The organism is Nodularia spumigena CCY9414 (genome assembly GCF_000340565.2).
GTDB classification, from domain to species: Bacteria; Cyanobacteriota; Cyanobacteriia; order Cyanobacteriales; family Nostocaceae; genus Nodularia; species Nodularia spumigena.
This window is the reverse complement of the sequence record NZ_CP007203.1, coordinates 2,307,027-2,326,444: the sequence shown is the minus strand read 5'-3', so window position 1 is coordinate 2,326,444 and position 19,418 is coordinate 2,307,027. Positions and strand designations below refer to the sequence as shown.

Sequence of the window (19,418 nt, the reverse complement as noted above, 5' to 3'; positions counted from 1 at the left end):
WSTTTTTATGTTGTACTCTGCTATATAAAACCTAGACAAAACTAGACTTTACTTTCTACTTCAACGGGAGCATGGGAGCAGTTATCCCTCAGTAGACTTTCACGCCTTAGCCAGACGCGATTGTGTTCCAATTAAGTTTCTGAAAAAGACTACCACCATCATTGCTTGGTTTTCGCGTCGGCAATAGTCTCAATTCAATACTTGATATCACCGTATTATATATCAAGTAGTTGATTTTTTCCTAAAATATATATTGATTTTTGTCAATATAAGTATAGTTTTGTCTATAAAATTGTCAACTTAGGACTTGCTCACCCCAGGCTTAAAATCGGGAATTTTAACTTTTGCTATCTACCGAAACTAAAGCGTGGGGACTTTACTGATGATGCTTGATAATAATAATAATTTCTGAAATTACCTTTCTGTCCATTAGCAACTATACCTAAAATATTAATAGGCGCTAGTTTCAGATCAGCTACTGCTCGCTCAAACACAGAACGATCTGTTTTATCTATCCTTGCTACTATCAAAAGTCCATCTGTTTGGGAGCCTATTAAAGTAGCGTCAGCTAGTCCAGATGCGGGAGGTGTATCATAAATAACTAAATCAAATTCGTTATAAAATTCTCTCATCAGTTGCTTCATTTTTTCCGATGAGAGCAACTTTGTACAATCAGGTGGCAAAGGACCAGAAGTAATGATTGATAATTTGTCCATTTCAGGTAGTTGTTTCACTACTTTTTCAAATGGCAAATTTGAAGTAATTAAACTACTCAATCCCCATAAGTTCTTTAAATTTGATAAGGTATGAATAGTGGGACGACGCATATCTCCATCTACAAGTAATACTCGTTTCCCTATAGAGGCAGCTATTTGAGCTAGATTAAAAGCAATGGTAGATTTGCCTTCACCTGCCATAACTGAACTCACAGTAATAGATCGTATTTGAGAATCAGAATTTAACAACTGAATATTTGTATAAAGCACTCGGATAGCTTCTGCAAAGTTTGTGGAATAGTTGTTATGGCCTGGTCGTGCAACACTAGTTACATCGTTAATAGTTTCAGGAAGTGAATCTGAAAATGCCATGATGGTATCTTGCGGTTTAATAGTTTGGGATTGACCCGTTTCTAATTGTTTATATAAAGGAATATTGCCTAATAAAGGAAGTTGCACCCTCTCTTTTAGTATCCAGGCATCGTGATAGGTATAATCAAGCTTTTCCATTATTAAGGCTGCACCCATAGCTAAAAATATACTCGCAGCTAATCCTGCAATTATATCGCGTATGATATTTGAGGACACCACAGGATTTGTGGGTTCATTGGGACGCTGAATCAATTGCCACCCTAATTGTGTCTGAGAATTTTGAATTTGCAAATTTTCGCGGCTAGACAAAAAACTATTCAGACTTACATTTGCAAATTCTAAGTTGCGTTTTATTTCCGCATATTGTCGGAAGAGGTTTGGTAATTGCCTAGTTTGCTGCTCCAATATTTGTTGGTTTTTTTCTAGTTCTTGCTTGTTAATCTCTAAAGACTGAAGTAAAGAGGCTGCTTCTGTACGCTTGGTTCGTATATATCGCTCCGATTCTTGCTGTATTAATGGTATCAGACTGTCTCGTGTCTCTTTTAATGTAATTATCTTGGGGTTTTCGTCTTGCAAAACAGTTGATGCAGAGGCAATTTCAATATCTAATTGACGCAATTCAGTATTTAACTCCTGATACACAGGATAGCTATCCAGCAACGCTTTCATACCTTCTTCACTTTGTAATGAAGCATAATTGGCACGAGCTTGTGCTACCTTTATTTCAAGTTCTTGCTGTTGTTGAATTACATTAACCTTCTGACCCGCAATTTGACTGGCAAAGGATGCTGGGTCAATAAAATTATACTTTGTTTGAAAAATTTGCAATTCTTTCTGCACTTTATCTACTCGTTTTTCTACAATTGGTATTTCTTTGTTAATATATTGCAAACCTTTGCCTAGCCTAGTTTGCTCTTTCTCCTTGCTGTATTCTACATAATCGTTAGAAATTTTGTCTAATACTGCTTTCGATTCCACAGGATCTAGACTACGATACCTGACTTCTATAACCTTGGTAGTACCTAAACGAGCAATTTTGAGAGATTTGATCAGATTGTTATAGTTAATGTATGGATAAGTAACTTGTAACCCCTTAATGCTATTTTCAATCAGTTCAGGACTCTTGAGAACTAGAATTTGACTTTCATAATCTAAACTAGATTGATTAAATGATTGCAATGGTCTAAATTCTTGGAGGACATCAATTACTTTATTATCATTAGCTACAGGTTCAATCAGCATCTGAAAACTGCTTTCATATTCTGCTGGTTTGGGATTTAATATGAAGTTGATGGCAACACCTGCCATCACAGTTGTTGCCACCCCAACAATGACTACAACTCGGCGCTGCAACAAACCCAAAAATTCTTGATAATTCCATCCCTCATCCTGCTGCTCATTTGCCAGAATATTTTGATGTTGAAAAAATGGAGTTATAGAGTTGCTAAAGTTTTCGCTATTTGAAGAGTTATGCGCTTGATTTTTCATATATTTATTATTGATGTGATAGTCAAGTTTGAGATTATTGGCATTAGTCTAGATCAGGACTTACGCAAAATCATGAAAAAACGAACCACATTCGCGTAGCGTCTCCCCTTGGGAGAAGAACGCGTTGGCGCTAGCCTCTCCCCTTCTCCCAAAGGGAGAGGCTACGCGGTAAGCGAAGCTATGCCGAAAGCTTTACGTGGTTCGTTTTTCCATAATTTTGCGTAAGTCCTGTCCATAACACGATGGTCAATGAAACTAAACAAATGGATTAATAAAAAGGTAATATCTCCATCCACTTCTATTGGATCAGCAGATGAATATGAGGATTATCCGAAAGTTCAGCAATCAATTAGACATCTCCGAAAAAGAATAAAATTATGGTATAAGAGTATAAAATGCTATTTTTAGTAAAGCATTATGAGCAGTATATTCGATTATATCCAAAATAATCCCCAGGAAGCACAGCGTTTAGTAGGGCTGAAATATGAACAGTTGCAGGAACTTTTAGACAAAGCCATTAAACGGCACAATCATAAACGAGAATTGCTTGAAGATAGAAAAGTGAGAATTATTCTGGGTGGAGGTGGTCGCAGACCAAAATTATCACCATCGGAGCAAATAATTCTCACCCTAACATATTTACGACATTTAACCACATTTCAACTATTGGGTATTCAATTTGGCGTGAGTGAAACAACTGCAAATGATACGTTTAACTATTGGTTGCCATTATTGGGAGAATTATTACCACCAAGTTTAGTAGAACAGGTAAAAAAAACTCCAGTGACTATGAAATTGTTAAAGAAGTTTTAACAGACTTTGAACTAATCGTAGATAGCTATGAACAGCCCATAGAAAGACCTTCAGAGTATCAACAGCAGGAAAAATATTACTCAGGTAAGAAGAAAATGCACACTAGAAAAAGTCAATTAATTGTTCTGCCTAATGGTAGAGATATTGTTGATGTAGTAGCTGGTGAGCCAGGACGAAAAAGTGACATAAATTTATTTCGGGAAAATAAAAATGGGTTTGAAGAGAAACAAAAATTTTCCGGTGACAAAGCTTACCAAGGAGAGAAATCAATTAAAACACCTGAAAAAAAGCCTAGAAAAAAAGAATTAAGTTCTGAACAAAAAATTCAAAATAAAGAACTGGCATCAGAGCGCATATTTGTAGAACATTTAATTCGTTTAGTGAAGATATTTAGAGTAGCTCAAGAAAGATTTAGATTAAATTCCTCTAAATACGAGCAGATAATTATGACTATTTGTGGACTCGTTAGATTACGCATTGGCACATTTATTTTGTAACTATAAAAACTTGAAATTATTTATAATAAAATTACCTCAAAGAGATCCTACTTTTGGCTAATTACCAACAACACGCATTTCTAACACCTATTCTACCGTAGAATCTCAGGATATTTGCAGTTAGCGATCGCTCACCAAAAATATCGTAACTGCAAGGGTTTGATAGTTTTCGGAGATGTCTATTAAGTTATCTGTAGTTACACAGTTTTTTCCTCCAGATTATGCTGCTACGGGACAATTGATTGAGGAACTGGTCCAGCAGTTAGAGCAACAAGGGGTAAGTATTGAGGTTTTTACCAGTCAGCCTGGATATGCGTTTAGCTTAAGTCAAGCTCCATGTTTAGAACGTGTTGATGGGATTAAGATCCAGCGATCGCGTAGCGCTCAACTTTTTCCAGGCAGAATCCGTGGTAAACTGGTTAATGGAGTTTTATATACCTTACGTGCTTTTGTATATCTATTGAGAGCTTGGCGACGTAACGATGTACTCTTAATAACTACTGCCCCACCATTTTTGCCAATTGTAGGTTATATAGCCAACCTCCTCTTCAAATTACCCTATGTCTGTATAATGTATGATCTCTACCCAGATATTGCGATCGCATTGGGTGTAGTGTCTAAAAATCACTGGGTAGCAAAACTTTGGCAGGCCATGAATCAGCGAGTTTGGCTCAAGGCTAAAGGGATTATAGTTCTTAGCCCTCAGATGAAACAACGGGTTTTAGAGTATTGTCCGCAAGTGGCGCATAAAGTTTCCGTAATTCATAGCTGGGCTAACCCGGAATTGATCGTACCGATTCCCAAACAAGAAAACTGGTTTGCTTGGAAGCACAACTTAGTGAATAAATTCATTGTACTTTACTCTGGCAATATGGGTCGATGCCATGATATCGATACCTTATTCAAAGCTGCTATAGAGCTGCAAAATGAGCCAGTGCAGTTTGTCTGTATTGGTGGGGGAGCCAAACGTGAAGAATTAATGGTACAAGTCAAAGACTTTGGGCTAGATAATTTTACATTTTTACCTTATCAAGATAAAGATGTTTTGCCCTATTCTCTCACAGCTAGCGATTTGTCTTTAGTGAGTATTAACCCATCCAGTGAAAGTTTAGTTTTACCTAGCAAGCTGTACTCAGCATTAGCAACCGGCAGGCCATTGGCAGTAGTTTGTTCACCCTACTCAAGCTTAAGACAACTAATTGCCGAAGCCCACTGTGGTGCGGCATTTGATCATGGTGATGGTCATGGACTAGCTGAGTTTATCCGCTTGCTTCAGCGTAACCAACAACTAGGGAAACAGATGGGTAACGCAGCTCGGCAGTATCTCCAATCGCACTTTACACCTAAAATTATCTCTGAACAATACCTGGATGTTTTGCGTCAGGCGTTGAACATTCGAGAGGTTTAAGCTCCCTGTGTTTCGCAGACGCGTTCGGCAGATTGGCTTTATACTTCAAATAAATTTATGTATTGATTTTACCCATCCGTGGTGTAAGTTAGTTATTATAATGGAGGCAAAATATACAAACCTAGATGCTTGACTAATGGATGCTACGTTTGAAAATCACTTTTACTGAAAAAATTCCTGAAAACAAATCAATACTGACTCTCAATATAGAGTGCTAGTTTTTAGGGGTCGGGCTTCGATGGTCTATTGATATCAGTCCCTCCCAACGTAACCTTTCTATCTTATTTATATTAGGAGGTCGAATTGCAGAGAAGGTGTTACCGAAATCGGAAACGTTCCAAACGTAGAGCTATATATTGTCCTATTCATGGCTGTTATCTGGATAGCGTGAGTAAAAAATATCGACTTTTTGCTGATAAACCAGGTCAGTTAGAGCAACGGGGCTTAAGTCGGCGGGCTGCGTCTTTATTAATAGCCAATCATACAGCCGTTCCCATCCAAGGGGAGTGGTTAGAGGCTTTTTGGTGTGAACAGTGTCAGCAAAAAAAGTGGTATTATGTGCGTCAGTCTGACGATGGCATATATAACATTTCTTTAGCTCCTAGAGAACTATGGCAGCAGGTAACAGGAGTGATTGATGCTCATGGGAATCCTTCTGTGGGGGAGTTTACGCGGATGAATGCCAAACAGCTTAGTTGTCATACTGTAAATTCTTTTTATTCTCTATGATTAGATTTTATGGAGTTATGTGTTACAGCATTTTTAATTTGAGTAGAAGGCGGGCAGTCCTTGCCCTCCCCCACAAGATTGATAAAATGAAGATGTGTCCTTGATTTATTTACAAAGTGCTGTATGTCTGAGTCATCTCTCTACGAAACAGATTTTTTAGCTTGGATAAATCAGCAGCAGTTAGCTTTAACTAGTCGGGATGTCACAGCTTTAGACTGGGAAAATCTGGCGGAAGAGTTAGATGCTATGGGGATTAGGGAAAAAAATGAGTTAAAAAATCGCTTGGTAGTTTTATTAGCTCATTTACTCAAGTGGCAACATCAATCTCCAAAACGTTCTATCAGTTGGTTTACAACTATTGCTAACCAAAGGGATGATGTCCAGGATTTTTTAGCAGAAAAGCCTAGTTTACAGCAATATATTCCTGATATTTTAGCTAAAGCTTATCGGAATGCTCGACGGGAAGCATCAGCAGAGACAGGATTAGGTTTAGCTACTTTTTTAGAGACTTGTCCTTATAGCATTGAAGAAATATTAAATCCTGAGTTTTTGTGTAACACTACAGACGATTTTGCCAAAGCGATGGAGAGTCAATAAATTGAGTAATTCAGCCCATGTGTCATTGCGACCGGATTGCCACGCTACTCTCGCAACAGGCTCCGTGAAGGGAAGCAAGCGCCAAGATTTTGAGAGTAGGTTGGGTTGTTCATACATAAGGGCAAGCAAGACTTGTACTGAGCTTGCCGAAGTATGCCTACCCCACAAGAGTTTCAGAGGATGTTTTAAAAGTCTTATTGTTGGTAGCAAAACATCCTAGATCCCCCTAAATCCCCCTTAAAAAGGGGGACTTTAAGAAATTTCCCCCCTTCTTAAGGGGGGCTAGGGGGGATCAAAACGTGATGAGGCAACTTGATAAGACTTGTGTGTACACGATAGCTTTTTTACGGGGGATCATTAATTGCCTAAAATCACAGCCGGACACTTTTATTATTAAAGAAATCATAAAATATAACTAAACTAGGACTTATACCAAATTAATCTGAAGTTGCACATTATTTTCACCCCTCCCAACCTCCCCTTACCAAGGGGAGGAGCCGAAGGCGGTGGGGTTCTTTCTATGCGTCTTTATATAAAATTGGTATTACGCATTGACAATACATATTAAATATCCATAAGGCTGAAAAGCACATATTTCGTAGGGGTTTAGCATTGCTAAACCCTTACCACACGGGTATATTTAATATCAACATAGTCATTGTTCAAAGCCAGAAATTGGCTATTTTGGTAACAGCATACCATGATTAATTTGTACAGTGCGTAAGTCCTATAAACTTATCAGAATCATTCAAGTAAAATCAGGTATTTTAATGTGAGGAAACCCAATACAATTTCTAACAGAGTTGTTTATACATCAGAGAGCCGAATTCGCCACCCGTTGCAATTATTTAAAGAGATGGGGCGCGATTTGCTGGCTTCAAGAGAATTAGCATGGCGATTATTGGTTAGAGATATTAGCGCTCAATATCGACAGTCTTTATTTGGGGTATTGTGGGCATTTTTACCACCAATTATTACAGCTGCGGGTTTGTTGGTAGCTAGAAATGCTGGAGCGGTAAATATAGGAGATACAGAAATTCCCTATCCGGCTTATGTGATGTTTAGCATGGCACTATGGCAAACTTTTGTGGAATCATTGAGTGGACCAATTGCAGCTGTGAATACAGCAAAACCAATGCTGGCAAAAATTAACTTCCCTAAAGAAGCGATTATATTAGCTAAGTTGGGGGAAGTATTTTTTAATTTTGGCATTAAATTAATTTTGATTTTGGGTTTGTTTATTTGGTTCCAGATTCCGGTGAATTGGAGTATATTACTTGCGCCAGTGGCTTTGATTCACTTGGTCATCTTAGGTACGGGAATTGGTTTGTTGTTGGCTCCTGTTGGGGCTTTGTATGGAGATATCGCCAAAGCTATACCGTTAATTGTGTCTCCTTGGTTATTGTTGACTCCGGTGATTTATCCGACTCCTAAAGAGGGATTGTTTGCTACCATTGTTAATTTAAATCCGGTGACACCTTTGTTGGTGACTACACGGGATTTAGCAACAAGTGGATTAGTGACTAACCCTGCTGGTTTTTGGGTTGTTAGTGGTTTGGCTTTTGGGGTGTTACTAATAGCTTGGGTATGGTATCGCTTGGCAATACCGTTTGTTGTGGAGCGGATGAGTTCGTAATTTATCCCCTGATTGTCTGGGAGCATCCCACTTTTTTGCACGTCATTGCGAACGGAACGAAGTGGAGTGAAGCAATCGCAAAATCTCCGACTAAAAATAAACCCATGCGATTGCTTCGTCGTTCCTCCTCGCAATGACAATTATTCTGTTGTTGCAAAATAAAAACTGGGATGAACCCGATTGTATTTGTAGTTAATTTTATATCCATTACTAGCTATGACTTTGCTGACATCTGATCAAGACACTTTTGAACAACCACAAAATGACGAAGTTGTTTTATCGGTGAAAAATGTATCCAAGCGGTTTTGTCGAGATTTGAAGCGATCGCTGTTTTATGGGATACAAGATATAGCTGGTGAGGTGTTTGGCGCTCGGCGAACAGATGTGGAGTTACGCAAGGGTGAGTTTTGGGCGCTGAATGATGTCAGTTTTGAACTGCGCCGGGGTGAGGCGTTGGGTTTGGTGGGGGCGAATGGTGCGGGTAAAACAACGCTGCTCAGGATTATTAGTGGTTTGATTAAGCCTGATCATGGTTCGGTAGAGATTAAGGGGCGGGTTGCGCCGTTGATTGCTTTGGGGGCTGGGTTTAACCCGATTTTGACAGGGCGGGAAAATATTTATGTGAATATGTCAATTTTAGGTTTATCCAAAGAGGAGATTGATGAGCGATTTAATCAGGTGGTAGAGTTTGCAGAAATTGGGGAAGCGATTGATGCGCCAGTGCAGAGTTATAGTTCGGGGATGGCGGCTAGGTTGGGGTTTGCAAGTGCGATTCATACTGAGCCAGATATTTTATTGATTGATGAGGTACTAGCGGTTGGTGATGTGAGATTTCAGAGTAAATGCTATCGCCGTCTTGCAGATTTAAGGAATAAATCTGTTGCATTCATTATGGTTTCACATAATCCTGAAGCTATTTTATGTGTCTGTAATCAAGCCATCTATCTATCTAAGGGCAAAAATATTAGTTCAGGTGAAGTAGCTGAGGTTATGAATAAATATGAAGAGGATATTTGTTACCAAAATTTGGAAAATTCGGCTACTAACTCCTTAATTAACCAATCCAAACAGGAAGTTATAGGAGCAGTTATCAAAAACATATTTTTTCGAGATGAGAATAATAACCAAATTAAAGAACCTATAAGTGGTCAGTCAGTTTACTTTTGTATAGAATGTGAGGCTGAGTATCCTATCGAAGAGCTTTGTGTAAGACTCTCAATACAAAAGCAAGGGCAGCCAAATGATATGTTATTTTTTAACAACCTTAACGAAAGTAGGTCTTTAAGCTTAGTTAAGGGACTTAATACAATACAACTTCACTTACCTTTTTTAGGATTAATGCCAGGTTTATACAATGCTAGATTAGGAATTCACAAAGGAAAAATATATCAGCTAGACGTTGTTCCTTCTTTTAGATTTAAAGTTCAAAGACAGAATTCACAGACAAATTTGGAACGATCCCAGTTTTATCAAAAACGAGATTGGACAGTAGAGGCTCATAACTAATGTTTAATATCCTAAACAAGATTTTACTCCGTAGGTTTTTTATTTTTGATTCACCCCATATAAAATTAGCTGAAACTCAAGTTCAATCTCTTTTTGAGTTTCAGGACAAAGTAAAACATGAAACATATACATTTGACGATAGTTCCTGCCTATGCGGTGACTCAAAAGGTATAATAATCACTGATCGTGATCGATGGAGATAACTCTGTTCAGGCACTGTATCAGAAAACTAATAAAGTTGCTTTGGATAGCCCTCCACAAGAGTGGCTTTCTATTTTGTTCTATTTCTATTTCGCAGAAATCAACCACCATTTCCCGTTTTTACGCCAGCTTATTCAACATTTACGATATTTTCTTTCTAAGATACTGCGCTTTTTGTTAGGTGATTCGGCTGTAGATGCATTCAAGAGAAGATTTTCTAAAATCTAAAATGAAAACGATTGCTCTGGTTCCGGCGAGAGGGGGTTCTAAGGGACTCCCTGGTAAAAATATTCATCTGATTGGTGGTAAACCCCTAATAGCCCATTCAATACAGGATGCACAGGAAGCGCATTTAGTAGACCAAGTTTATGTATCTACAGATGACGCAGAAATTGCATCTGTATCACACAGCTATGGAGCAGAAGTAATTCAACGTCCTATCGAACTGGCTACAGATACTGCATCATCCGAATCTGCTCTTATCCATGCTTTAACTGAAATTGAAAAAACAGGTATCAACCCTGAACTGGTTGTATTTTTACAGTGTACATCTCCCTTACGTACTGGCTCTGATATTGATCGGGCTATCGAGCAATTGCGTTCAGAAAACGCAGATTCCTTACTCTCTGTTTCCCCAACCCATCGTTTTCTTTGGCATCATGTCAACGGTGTTACTGAGTCTATTAACTATGACTACCGCCAGCGCCAGCGCCGCCAAGATATGAATCCCCAATATATGGAAAATGGTTCAATTTATGTCTTTAAACCTTGGGTATTGAAAGAATTAAATAACCGATTGGGGGGCAAAATTTCTCTGTTTGTCATGAATGAAGAGCAAAGTTATGATATAGATTCTTTAAATGATTTTGAGTATGTGGAATTTCTGCTGAGTAAACAGTCAGTCTAAGTAAGTCGGCACAAATAAACCTAACTATGTAACAGAATGTAAGAACTCCAAAACCCTTGTGATTGCTTCGTTCCACTCCGTTCCACTCGCAATGACATACATTTAAATTTTCACGCCGACTTACTTCAAGATTAATTAAAAATAAAATGATCATAGATAAAAACTTATCCAAATATATTGTCTTCGCTGAAGACGATATCATAAATGCCCTGAAAAAAATCAGCGACAACAAAAACCGCATTATCTTTTCAGTCACAGAATCGGGCGTTTTAGAAGGTGTCCTCACAGATGGGGACTTTCGCCGTTGGTTAGTGCAGCAAGACACCATTAATTTAAATCAACCCGTTTCTAAAATTTCTAATAAAAACTATAAATATATTGATTACACAGAAGACCCGGCAAAAATTCAGGCTGATTTTTCCAAGGAAATTGAATTTATCCCGCTTTTGGATAAAAACCGTCATTTAGTAGCAGTTGCTTGCCGTAAATCCGCAGAAATCCGCATTGGTAATTTTATTATTGATGCCCAATCTCCGACTTTTGTAATTGCTGAAATTGGTAATAATCATAACGGTAGTTTGGAACTAGCAAAACAGTTAATTGATGCAGCCATAGCATCTGGAGCAGACTGTGCTAAATTCCAACTACGGGATCTCAAATCTCTCTATAGCAACGCCGGCAATGCTAATGATGCGAGTGAGGATTTAGGTTCACAGTACACACTAGATTTACTAACCCGCTTTCAATTAACTCCCCAAGAAATGTTTGCAGCTTTCGACTATTGTCGTTCCCAGGGGATTTTAGCTCTATGTACTCCTTGGGATTTAGAAAGTCTGGCTTTGCTAGAGGAGTACAGGATGCAGGCGTATAAGGTTGCATCTGCTGATTTAACAAACCATGATCTTTTAACAGCCTTGGCGAAAACAGGTAAGCCGTTGCTATGTTCCACAGGGATGGCCACAGAGCAAGAAATATCCGAAGCAGTGGCGTTACTCAAGCGATTGGGAGCAATGTATGTGTTACTTCACTGTAATTCAACCTATCCAGCCCCATTTAAGGATGTTAACCTCAACTACATAGAGCGATTAAAGGAAATTGGCGACTGTCCCGTTGGTTACTCTGGTCATGAGAGAGGAATTAATATTGCGATCGCCTCTGTAGCCAAGGGTGCTAAGGTGATTGAAAAACACTTCACCCTAGACAAAACAATGGAAGGCAACGATCACAAAGTTAGCCTGTTACCAGATGAGTTTCGCCTGATGGTGGAAGGTATTCGCCAAGTTGAGCAGTCCCTGGGGGAAAGTGGCGATCGCAAACTCAGCCAGGGCGAGTTAATGAACCGGGAAACATTAGCCAAAAGCTTGGTGATTAATTGCGATTTAGCAGCAGGGGAAATGATCACCGCAGCTATGATTGAGGTAAAAAGCCCAGGTAAAGGTTTGCAGCCAAATCGCAAAGCTGAACTGATTGGTAAACGGACAAAACGCAATTTTAAAATTGGTGATTTCTTCTACCCCAGTGATTTAGAACATGAACAGGTAAAAGCACGAAATTACAACTTTCAGCGTCCTTGGGGTTTACCTGTGCGCTATCATGACTTTCAGGCTCTCCTTGGCAAATCTAATCCTGACCTGCTAGAGTTTCACCTGAGTTACAAAGATTTAGAACAAGATATTAATCAATTTTTTCAACAATCTTATGATTTAGATTTAGTAGTTCACGCACCAGAATTATTTGCTGGTGATCACTTACTGGATCTTTGTTCTCAGAATGAAGCTTATCGCCAGCGTTCAATTGCCGAACTCCAGCGAGTCATTGAGATTACCCGAAAAATCAAACCTTACTTTAAGCAGTCTGTTCGTCCCTGTATAGTAACTAATGTGGGAGGTTTTACCTTAGATGTGGCAATGGAGCGATCGCAACGAGAGCAGCTTTATGAGTTACTCAGTGATAGCCTTTCCCAACTTGATGCCACAGGCGTTGAAGTCATTCCCCAAACCATGCCGCCATTTCCTTGGCACTTTGGTGGTCAGCGATATCATAACCTTTTCGTTAATCCGCAGGATACAGCCGACTTTTGCCGCCAATATGGGTATCGAGTCTGTTTAGATATATCACATTCCAAGTTAGCTTGTAATCATCATAAATGGTCATTTAAAGAGTTTATTGAGCAAGTAGGAACTTATGTAGCACATTTACATATCGCCGATTCTGAGGGTTCGGATGGTGAAGGCTTACAGATTGGTGAAGGCGAAATTGACTTTCCTGCTTTAGCGGAAGATTTAGAGAAGACTGCACCCAATGCGTCTTTTATCCCGGAAATTTGGCAGGGACATAAAAATGAAGGTGAAGGCTTTTGGATGGCATTGGAAAGATTAGAATTTTTTTTAAGTAGATAGACAATAATCTTCAAAAGTTTGTTTCAAAATATTTTACTTGCTACAAAATTATAAAATATTAAAAATCAATCAAAATCAGTATTTGAATATGGTTAACCTCCGCATAATTGCACAAAAATGGCTAATTCCACCAAGCCTGTATAAATGGACAAATCATTATTTTTATCAGTTCAAAGCATTCTTCAAAAAAGATTTTCAGAAAGTCATTAAACAGAATATATATCTTGAAAAAGAGGCTCAAAAAAACGATAGATGCTTTATTATTGGTTCTGGACCATCATTGAAAAAGACTAATATTAAAATACTAGAGAATGAAGCCTGCTTTTTTTTAAACCATACTTATCTCCATGAAGATTTTAAGTTAATCAAGAATAAGTTTTGTGTGTTAAGTGGCTTTGCTTGTCATACCCATCTTTCCCAAGAGCAAATTCATAATGTTCTATTTCAATTAGAAACCCTGGCTGTAGATGCAAAACTGATTCTAAACATTGAGGATAGAGAAATTTTTGAATCATCAAATTTTGACCTTCCAAAATCACGATATTACTTTGATTGGAATTTAAATTGGTCATGTCTAAATCGTGCAAAATTAGCATATGACCGCCCTATTTGTCCACCTCAAAATTCAGTCATTTTTGCTATTCAAGTAGCATTGTGCATGAAATTTAAAAATATATATTTAGTTGGTATTGATCATGATTTTATAATTAGTGCTTTAACAAATGCCCCGGAACATCACTTTTATAATCAAGAAGAGAGCAAGCTCGGCAATGTATCTGTTAAAGTCTCTAATATTGCCAACTCTCTAGCAGCACATAGTTTAATATGGAATCAACATATCCAACTAAACCAATATGCTCAGAAATTAGGAATTTCAATTTTCAATGCAACTCAAGGAGGAATACTTGATGTTTATCCTCGTGTATCTCTAGAAGATTTGATTGAATAAAAAACCTCATTAGTTAATTTGGAATTTTCATTTCTATTATGAAAAAATTACTGATCACCGGCTCATCAGGGCTAATTGGCTCTGAGGTTTGTGTTTATTTTGCTAACCAAGGCTGGCAGATTCATGGCGTTGATAATAATCAAAGGTCAGTATTCTTTGGTGAACAAGGGGATACTCGTTGGAATCAACAGCGACTGCAATCCACTCTGAAAGGTTTTGTCCATCACGAGCTAGATATCCGCGATCGCCAAGGGGTACTGAATTTAATTGAAAGTCTTCAACCAGATGCAATTGTTCATACCGCAGCACAGCCCAGTCATGACCGCGCAGCAGCCATTCCCTTTGATGATTTTGATACCAATGCTGTTGGGACATTGAACCTACTGGAAGCAGCAAGGCAATTTTGCCCAGAGTCACCCTTTGTCCATATGTCCACTAATAAGGTATATGGCGATCGCCCCAATACAATTAAACTGAAAGAACTAGATACTCGTTGGGATTATGATGACCCCACATATCAAGAGGGGATTCCAGAGACATTTAGTATAGATCAATCAAAACATTCCTTGTTTGGTGCGTCTAAAGTTGCAGCCGATGTTATGGTGCAAGAGTACGGACGCTATTTTAATATGCCAACCTGTTGTTTACGAGGCGGATGTTTAACTGGTCCCAATCACTCAGGCGTAGAACTACACGGCTTTTTAAGTTATCTAGTTAAGTGTAATTTAGAAGAACGGGAGTATAAGATTTTTGGTTATAAAGGTAAGCAAGTTAGAGATAATATTCATTCACTAGATGTAGCTCGATTTATTGAGGCGTTTATTGATAATCCCCGCATCGCAGAAGTTTATAACTTAGGGGGTGGTAAATTAAATAGTTGCTCAATTTTGGAAGCCTTTCAGCTAGTACAAAAATATAGCAACCAAGAAATGAAGTATACTTATGTACCTGAAAACCGCATAGGAGACCATATTTGCTACTACTCAGATTTAAGTAAAATGCGGCAACATTACCCAAATTGGGATATTAGTATCTCTCTAGACGAGACTATTAGGCAGATTGTCACAGCTTGGGAAGAACGGTTAACACAGACTGCATGACCTCTTGTGAACAGCCAAAAGAGGAAATTCGGGAGTCTTTATGAGGTTTGTTTTCACAAGAATGTACTGCTTTTCAAAATATTATGCGGATTTTAATTACAGGAATTTGCGGCTTTGTGGGTTCCTCCCTAGCCAAAGCATTACAGGAAAATTTCCCTAAATATCATATTTTTGGCATTGATAATCTATCACGTTCCGGCAGTTGGGTAAATAAAGCCACATTACAGCAACGAGGAATTAAGGTAATTCATGGGGATATACGTCATAGCAGTGATGTAGATGCTTTACCTGTTGCTGATTGGGTAATTGATGCAGCAGCTAATCCCAGTGTGTTAGCAGGGGTAGATGGTAAAACCAGCAGTTTACAGTTAGTACAACACAATCTGCTGGGAACCGTTAACCTTTTAGAATACTGCAAACGCCATAACGCTGGCTTTACTCTACTTTCTACCAGCCGAGTATATTCTATACCTGGATTGAGTCAGTTACAAGTAGCTGAGGCTAAGGGAGCATTTTACCCCATTCCTGAGCAAGTATTTCCAGAAGGTATTTCACCAACAGGAGTTTCTGAAAGCTACTCTACGAATCCGCCAGTATCTTTATATGGTAGTACAAAAGTGGCTTCAGAGCATTTAGCCTTGGAATACGGAGCAACCTTTGAATTTCCCGTTTGGATTAATCGTTGCGGTGTCATGGCGGGAGCAGGACAATTTGGCCATCCAGGACAAGGGATTTTTGCCTTTTGGATTCATAGTTTTCGAGAACAACGACCTTTAAAATATATTGGTTTTGGCGGCAAAGGTTATCAAGTTCGAGATTGTTTACATCCACGGGATTTAATTAATTTGTTAGAAAAACAGTTTACCGAACCATTAAATACAAATAAACCCAAAGTAGTTAATGTCAGTGGTGGCGTAAATAACAGTATGTCGTTGCACCAGTTAACTCAATGGTGTACAGACAAATTTGCTAGTAATGAAGTTATAGAAACCAGCACTGAGCGACCGTTTGATATTCCTTGGATGGTATTAGATGCGAATTTAGCTGAGAAGATTTGGGGATGGCAACCGCAAATTAGTATAGAAGAAGTATTAGAAGAAATTGCTAGGTTTGCTACTGAACAACAAGATTGGTGTAGGCTATCAGCAACATGATTTATAAAATATTGTATATTTCAGCAGTTATTCCTGATACAACTTCTGGTGGGCGATTTGCTATGTATCGTCACCTCATTATCAAAAAAGATTTTGAGGTAGCTGTTGCTAGTACAAATTTTGTTAAATTACCTATTAACCAGCATCTTGAAATCAGTCAAAATAGATTGATTAAAAGGCTTAAGCGCACTCGAATATGTAGATTAATTAGTAATTTAGAGTATATCCAGAACTGGATTAACATCCCTAATTCACTGTTAAAATTTGCTAATGACTTTCAGCCAGATGTAATTGTCTCTGTAGTAGATGATTGGCATATAGGATTAGCATATCAGTTAGCACAGAAACTTAAAATTCCACTGGTCGTTAATTTCCAAGATTTATTTTGTCTATCTCAATTTGTTCCTTTATCAATACGTCCTTATCCGTGGGTAAAATCTTGGCTAATTCAACGTTACCGCCAAGTTAATCAGGTGGCAAATCAGGTATTTTATACCAGTGAAGGTATGAAAGAATGGTTTGGAGTGGATGCTCAAGGAGATGTTCTTTATCCCATTGGCAATTTTGATGTTGAGCTTTCTTTAGAACAAAGATTAAATCCTCAAGATAAAGTCACAATTATTTATGCTGGGAATTGTTACGGTGCTTACGGTAGAATGTTGTTGCGCCTAGCCGAAGCCGTAAAGCAACATCAACATATTCATCTCCAAATTTTTGCTGCGGGAAATGATTGGCAAGAGGAGAAATTACAGGAGATGACAGAAGCTGGTATTTATCAAGGCTTTAAACCGTTCGATGAATTAAAGGATAAACTCAAACAAGCAGATGCATTTCTGACAGTAATGAGTTTTGAACAGGAAGAAGAAGTTTTTATGCAAACTAGTTTTACCACCAAGTGGCTAGATTATGTCCCCTATGGTAAACCTGTTTTCGTTTGGTCTCCAGAATATTCAACAGCCTGTAGTTTTGCCAAAAAGTATCAGTCAGGGATTCCGGTTATCCAGGACGACCCAGAGGAATTGCTCAAAGTGATCAGCGAAACAGCATCAAATCCTACAGCTTGGTTTTCAGCCTGTGAAGGCTCTCGTCGGATAGCTGAGACTGTGCTGAACGCAGAGCAAATACATCATCTATTTGTTGAACGTGTTACCAATGTTTGCCAAGAATGCAATATCACAAATTCTCAAGATGGAATTTACTCAGCGTAAAGATATACAACTGCCCAAGATAATTGTAATTTCTTCTGTAGCTCCTCAACCCACCAGTGCTGGACAAATTGTTTTATATCGTCATTTCAATCAAGCAACTGGTTGGGATGTTGATATTGTCCCTAATCCATATCAGAGTAAAACTAATCGATGGCAAACAAAATTAATTAATAGGCTAGAATATACTCGTTTTCATCGTTGGGGTCATGATTTACAAGTTATAGATCAAGGCATAACTTGGGATAAGACATTACTCGATTACCAGAAACATTTATGTAATGATCAAATTGAAAAAAAAACAATAGTTCTCACTGTTGCTCATGGAGATGGTTGCTGGGCTGCTCAAAGATTTGCTCACCGTTATCAATTACCTTTAGTGACAATTTTTCATGATTGGTGGCCAGATATCCCTAGTCTGCATCAACCTTTCCGTCAGCTATTAGAGCAACGTTTTCAGCAACTTTACCAGCAATCTCATTTAGCTTTGTGTGTTTCAGAAGGTATGAAGAATGCTTTAGGTTCACATTCCAATAGTACAGTTATTTATCCCATACCTGCTTTACTCAAGGAGGAAATAACTACAAAACATCAGCCAGGAAATGGGCAAAAATCATCTCAATTACGGATTGTTTATTCGGGAAATCTATACGACTATGGAGAGCTTTTAGCTCAGTTGCTTGAAGTAACAAAAGATAATCCTCATATTCAAGTACAAGTACGGGGAGCTAACCCCAATTGGTCAGCCGATTTTTGCTCAGAAATGCGCGATCGCAATTTATGGTTAGATTTTGCCCCCAGAGACGAGTTAAATCAGTGGTTAGGTGCGGCTGATGCTTTTTTGGTAGTCATGAGTTTTGATCCGGCTTTGCGGCGACGGATGGAAACCAGTTTTCCGTCTAAATTACCTGAATACGCCCAATTTGGTAAACCCTTAGTAATTTGGGGACCCGAATATTGTTCAGCGATTAAATGGGGATTAAATGGCGATCGCGCTTTATGTATTACAGAAGCATCCCCCCAGACTTTAATCACAGCTTTAGAAAAGTTAAGTCAAGATTCGTCTCAACGAGAGTATTACACTTCCCAGTCCCGCATAGCAGCTAGACATGATTTTAATCCTGTCAACTTACAGCAACATTTTTTAACAGCAATATCAACACTGTATAAAGGTAAAAGTAGCTTACATAAATAAACAAGTTTTTCATGGAAATTTTACCTCCTTTAAAATCTTTACTTAGACGTTTTAAGTCAATTTTCAAACCTAAAATACCCGCTCTTTCAGGAGAATAGTCAATGAGTCTGAGTTCATCCCTATTCTTGAAAGTTTTGGATTTGAGATTATTCATGCAGAAAATTTATCCTTTGCATCACAGGTTAAGCTGTTTAATGAAGCTAAAGTTATTCTTAGCTCTCATGGTGCAGGTTTAACAAATATGTTATTTTCTCCCTCATCAGCCTTAATCCTAGAGCTATTTGAACCAACAGCAGCCCGTCCCCACTATTGGATGATGGCTCATGCTCTTGGTCATAATTATGATTGCTTGGTTGGAGAAACTTACCATCAAAACAGCAAAAACAAAACTGACCCAGACTTTAGTATTTGTGCTACTAAATTTTCTAGCTTTATTAAAAATAATTTGTAAGTAATTTATTGGATAACGATCATGAATTTAAAAAATTATACTCATACCCTAGCTGCTAAATTGACAAATGAAGCTGTTTCTCTTTTGAGAAATCG

14 protein-coding genes and 2 pseudogenes are annotated in these 19,418 nt (G+C 38.3%); 15 read left to right on the top strand and 1 reads right to left on the bottom strand.

Annotated elements, in window-relative coordinates; all coding sequences use genetic code 11:
* Positions 1–347: 347 nt before the first annotated feature.
* Positions 348–2,576 (bottom strand): GumC family protein, encoded by a 2,229-nt coding sequence (locus NSP_RS10380; RefSeq protein ID WP_017804050.1) that lies wholly within the window; start codon positions 2,574–2,576, stop codon positions 348–350.
* A 417-nt stretch (positions 2,577–2,993) separates the two neighbouring features.
* Here NSP_RS10380 and NSP_RS26880 point away from each other — a divergent pair, with 417 nt between their 5' ends.
* The 15 genes and pseudogenes from NSP_RS26880 to NSP_RS27210 all read left to right on the top strand — a co-directional run.
* Complete coding sequence (locus tag NSP_RS26880) at positions 2,994–3,389, top strand: helix-turn-helix domain-containing protein (RefSeq protein ID WP_006194894.1); 396 nt, start codon at positions 2,994–2,996, stop codon at positions 3,387–3,389.
* The gene (locus tag NSP_RS25310; RefSeq protein ID WP_173403274.1) at positions 3,296–3,886 is read left to right on the top strand and encodes an HARBI1 family protein; all 591 of its coding nucleotides are present in this window, start codon (positions 3,296–3,298) and stop codon (positions 3,884–3,886) included. The genes NSP_RS26880 and NSP_RS25310 overlap by 94 nt, the downstream gene beginning before the upstream one ends.
* Before the next feature lie 169 nt (positions 3,887–4,055).
* A pseudogene (locus NSP_RS10365) lies at positions 4,056–5,294 on the top strand (glycosyltransferase family 4 protein); the annotation flags it as partial.
* 303 nt (positions 5,295–5,597) lie between these two features.
* A complete protein-coding gene (locus NSP_RS10360; RefSeq protein WP_173403278.1) occupies positions 5,598–6,023 on the top strand; it encodes a hypothetical protein in 426 nt (141 codons plus the stop codon).
* Positions 6,024–6,146: 123 nt separating this feature from the next.
* Positions 6,147–6,620: a DUF29 domain-containing protein gene (locus tag NSP_RS10355; protein WP_006198738.1), complete on the top strand. Its 474-nt coding sequence runs from the start codon at positions 6,147–6,149 to the stop codon at positions 6,618–6,620.
* A 772-nt stretch (positions 6,621–7,392) separates the two neighbouring features.
* Positions 7,393–8,256: an ABC transporter permease gene (locus tag NSP_RS10350; RefSeq protein WP_017804049.1), complete on the top strand. Its 864-nt coding sequence runs from the start codon at positions 7,393–7,395 to the stop codon at positions 8,254–8,256.
* A 216-nt stretch (positions 8,257–8,472) separates the two neighbouring features.
* Positions 8,473–9,762, top strand: coding sequence for an ABC transporter ATP-binding protein (locus NSP_RS10345; protein ID WP_006198740.1), 1,290 nt, complete (start codon positions 8,473–8,475; stop codon positions 9,760–9,762).
* 430 nt (positions 9,763–10,192) lie between these two features.
* Entirely contained in the window at positions 10,193–10,870 is a 678-nt protein-coding gene (locus NSP_RS10335; RefSeq protein WP_042202989.1) for an acylneuraminate cytidylyltransferase family protein, read from the top strand.
* 146 nt (positions 10,871–11,016) lie between these two features.
* Entirely contained in the window at positions 11,017–13,269 is a 2,253-nt protein-coding gene (locus tag NSP_RS10330; protein WP_006198742.1) for an N-acetylneuraminate synthase family protein, read from the top strand.
* Positions 13,270–13,357: 88 nt separating this feature from the next.
* Positions 13,358–14,218, top strand: coding sequence for a hypothetical protein (locus NSP_RS10325; protein ID WP_231859574.1), 861 nt, complete (start codon positions 13,358–13,360; stop codon positions 14,216–14,218).
* Between the two features lie 38 nt (positions 14,219–14,256).
* Positions 14,257–15,318, top strand: a complete 1,062-nt coding sequence (locus tag NSP_RS10320; protein ID WP_006198744.1) for an NAD-dependent epimerase/dehydratase family protein — start codon at positions 14,257–14,259, stop codon at positions 15,316–15,318.
* An 83-nt stretch (positions 15,319–15,401) separates the two neighbouring features.
* On the top strand, positions 15,402–16,472 hold the full coding sequence (locus NSP_RS10315; RefSeq protein WP_017804047.1) for an NAD-dependent epimerase/dehydratase family protein: 1,071 nt from the start codon (positions 15,402–15,404) through the stop codon (positions 16,470–16,472).
* Complete coding sequence (locus NSP_RS10310) at positions 16,469–17,680, top strand: glycosyltransferase (RefSeq protein ID WP_017804046.1); 1,212 nt, start codon at positions 16,469–16,471, stop codon at positions 17,678–17,680. Before NSP_RS10315 ends, NSP_RS10310 begins: the two co-directional genes overlap by 4 nt.
* A complete protein-coding gene (locus tag NSP_RS10305; protein ID WP_006199236.1) occupies positions 17,625–18,872 on the top strand; it encodes a glycosyltransferase in 1,248 nt (415 codons plus the stop codon). The genes NSP_RS10310 and NSP_RS10305 overlap by 56 nt, the downstream gene beginning before the upstream one ends.
* Positions 18,873–18,963: 91 nt before the next feature.
* Positions 18,964–19,323 (top strand): annotated as a pseudogene (locus NSP_RS27210) (glycosyltransferase family 61 protein); the annotation flags it as partial.
* Between the last annotated feature and the right edge of the window lie 95 nt (positions 19,324–19,418).

What these genes read in the sequence shown, in the direction of transcription:
- NSP_RS10345 (WP_006198740.1), top strand. Translation starts at nt 8,473, where the DNA reads ATGACTTTGCTGACATCTGATCAAGACACTTTTGAACAACCACAAAAT.
- NSP_RS10320 (WP_006198744.1), top strand. Translation starts at nt 14,257, where the DNA reads ATGAAAAAATTACTGATCACCGGCTCATCAGGGCTAATTGGCTCTGAG.
- NSP_RS10380 (WP_017804050.1), bottom strand. Translation starts at nt 2,576, where the DNA reads ATGAAAAATCAAGCGCATAACTCTTCAAATAGCGAAAACTTTAGCAAC.
- NSP_RS10310 (WP_017804046.1), top strand. Translation starts at nt 16,469, where the DNA reads ATGATTTATAAAATATTGTATATTTCAGCAGTTATTCCTGATACAACT.
- NSP_RS10325 (WP_231859574.1), top strand. Translation starts at nt 13,358, where the DNA reads ATGGTTAACCTCCGCATAATTGCACAAAAATGGCTAATTCCACCAAGC.
- NSP_RS10355 (WP_006198738.1), top strand. Translation starts at nt 6,147, where the DNA reads ATGTCTGAGTCATCTCTCTACGAAACAGATTTTTTAGCTTGGATAAAT.
- NSP_RS10315 (WP_017804047.1), top strand. Translation starts at nt 15,402, where the DNA reads ATGCGGATTTTAATTACAGGAATTTGCGGCTTTGTGGGTTCCTCCCTA.
- NSP_RS10305 (WP_006199236.1), top strand. Translation starts at nt 17,625, where the DNA reads ATGTTTGCCAAGAATGCAATATCACAAATTCTCAAGATGGAATTTACT.
- NSP_RS10330 (WP_006198742.1), top strand. Translation starts at nt 11,017, where the DNA reads ATGATCATAGATAAAAACTTATCCAAATATATTGTCTTCGCTGAAGAC.
- NSP_RS10335 (WP_042202989.1), top strand. Translation starts at nt 10,193, where the DNA reads ATGAAAACGATTGCTCTGGTTCCGGCGAGAGGGGGTTCTAAGGGACTC.
- NSP_RS26880 (WP_006194894.1), top strand. Translation starts at nt 2,994, where the DNA reads ATGAGCAGTATATTCGATTATATCCAAAATAATCCCCAGGAAGCACAG.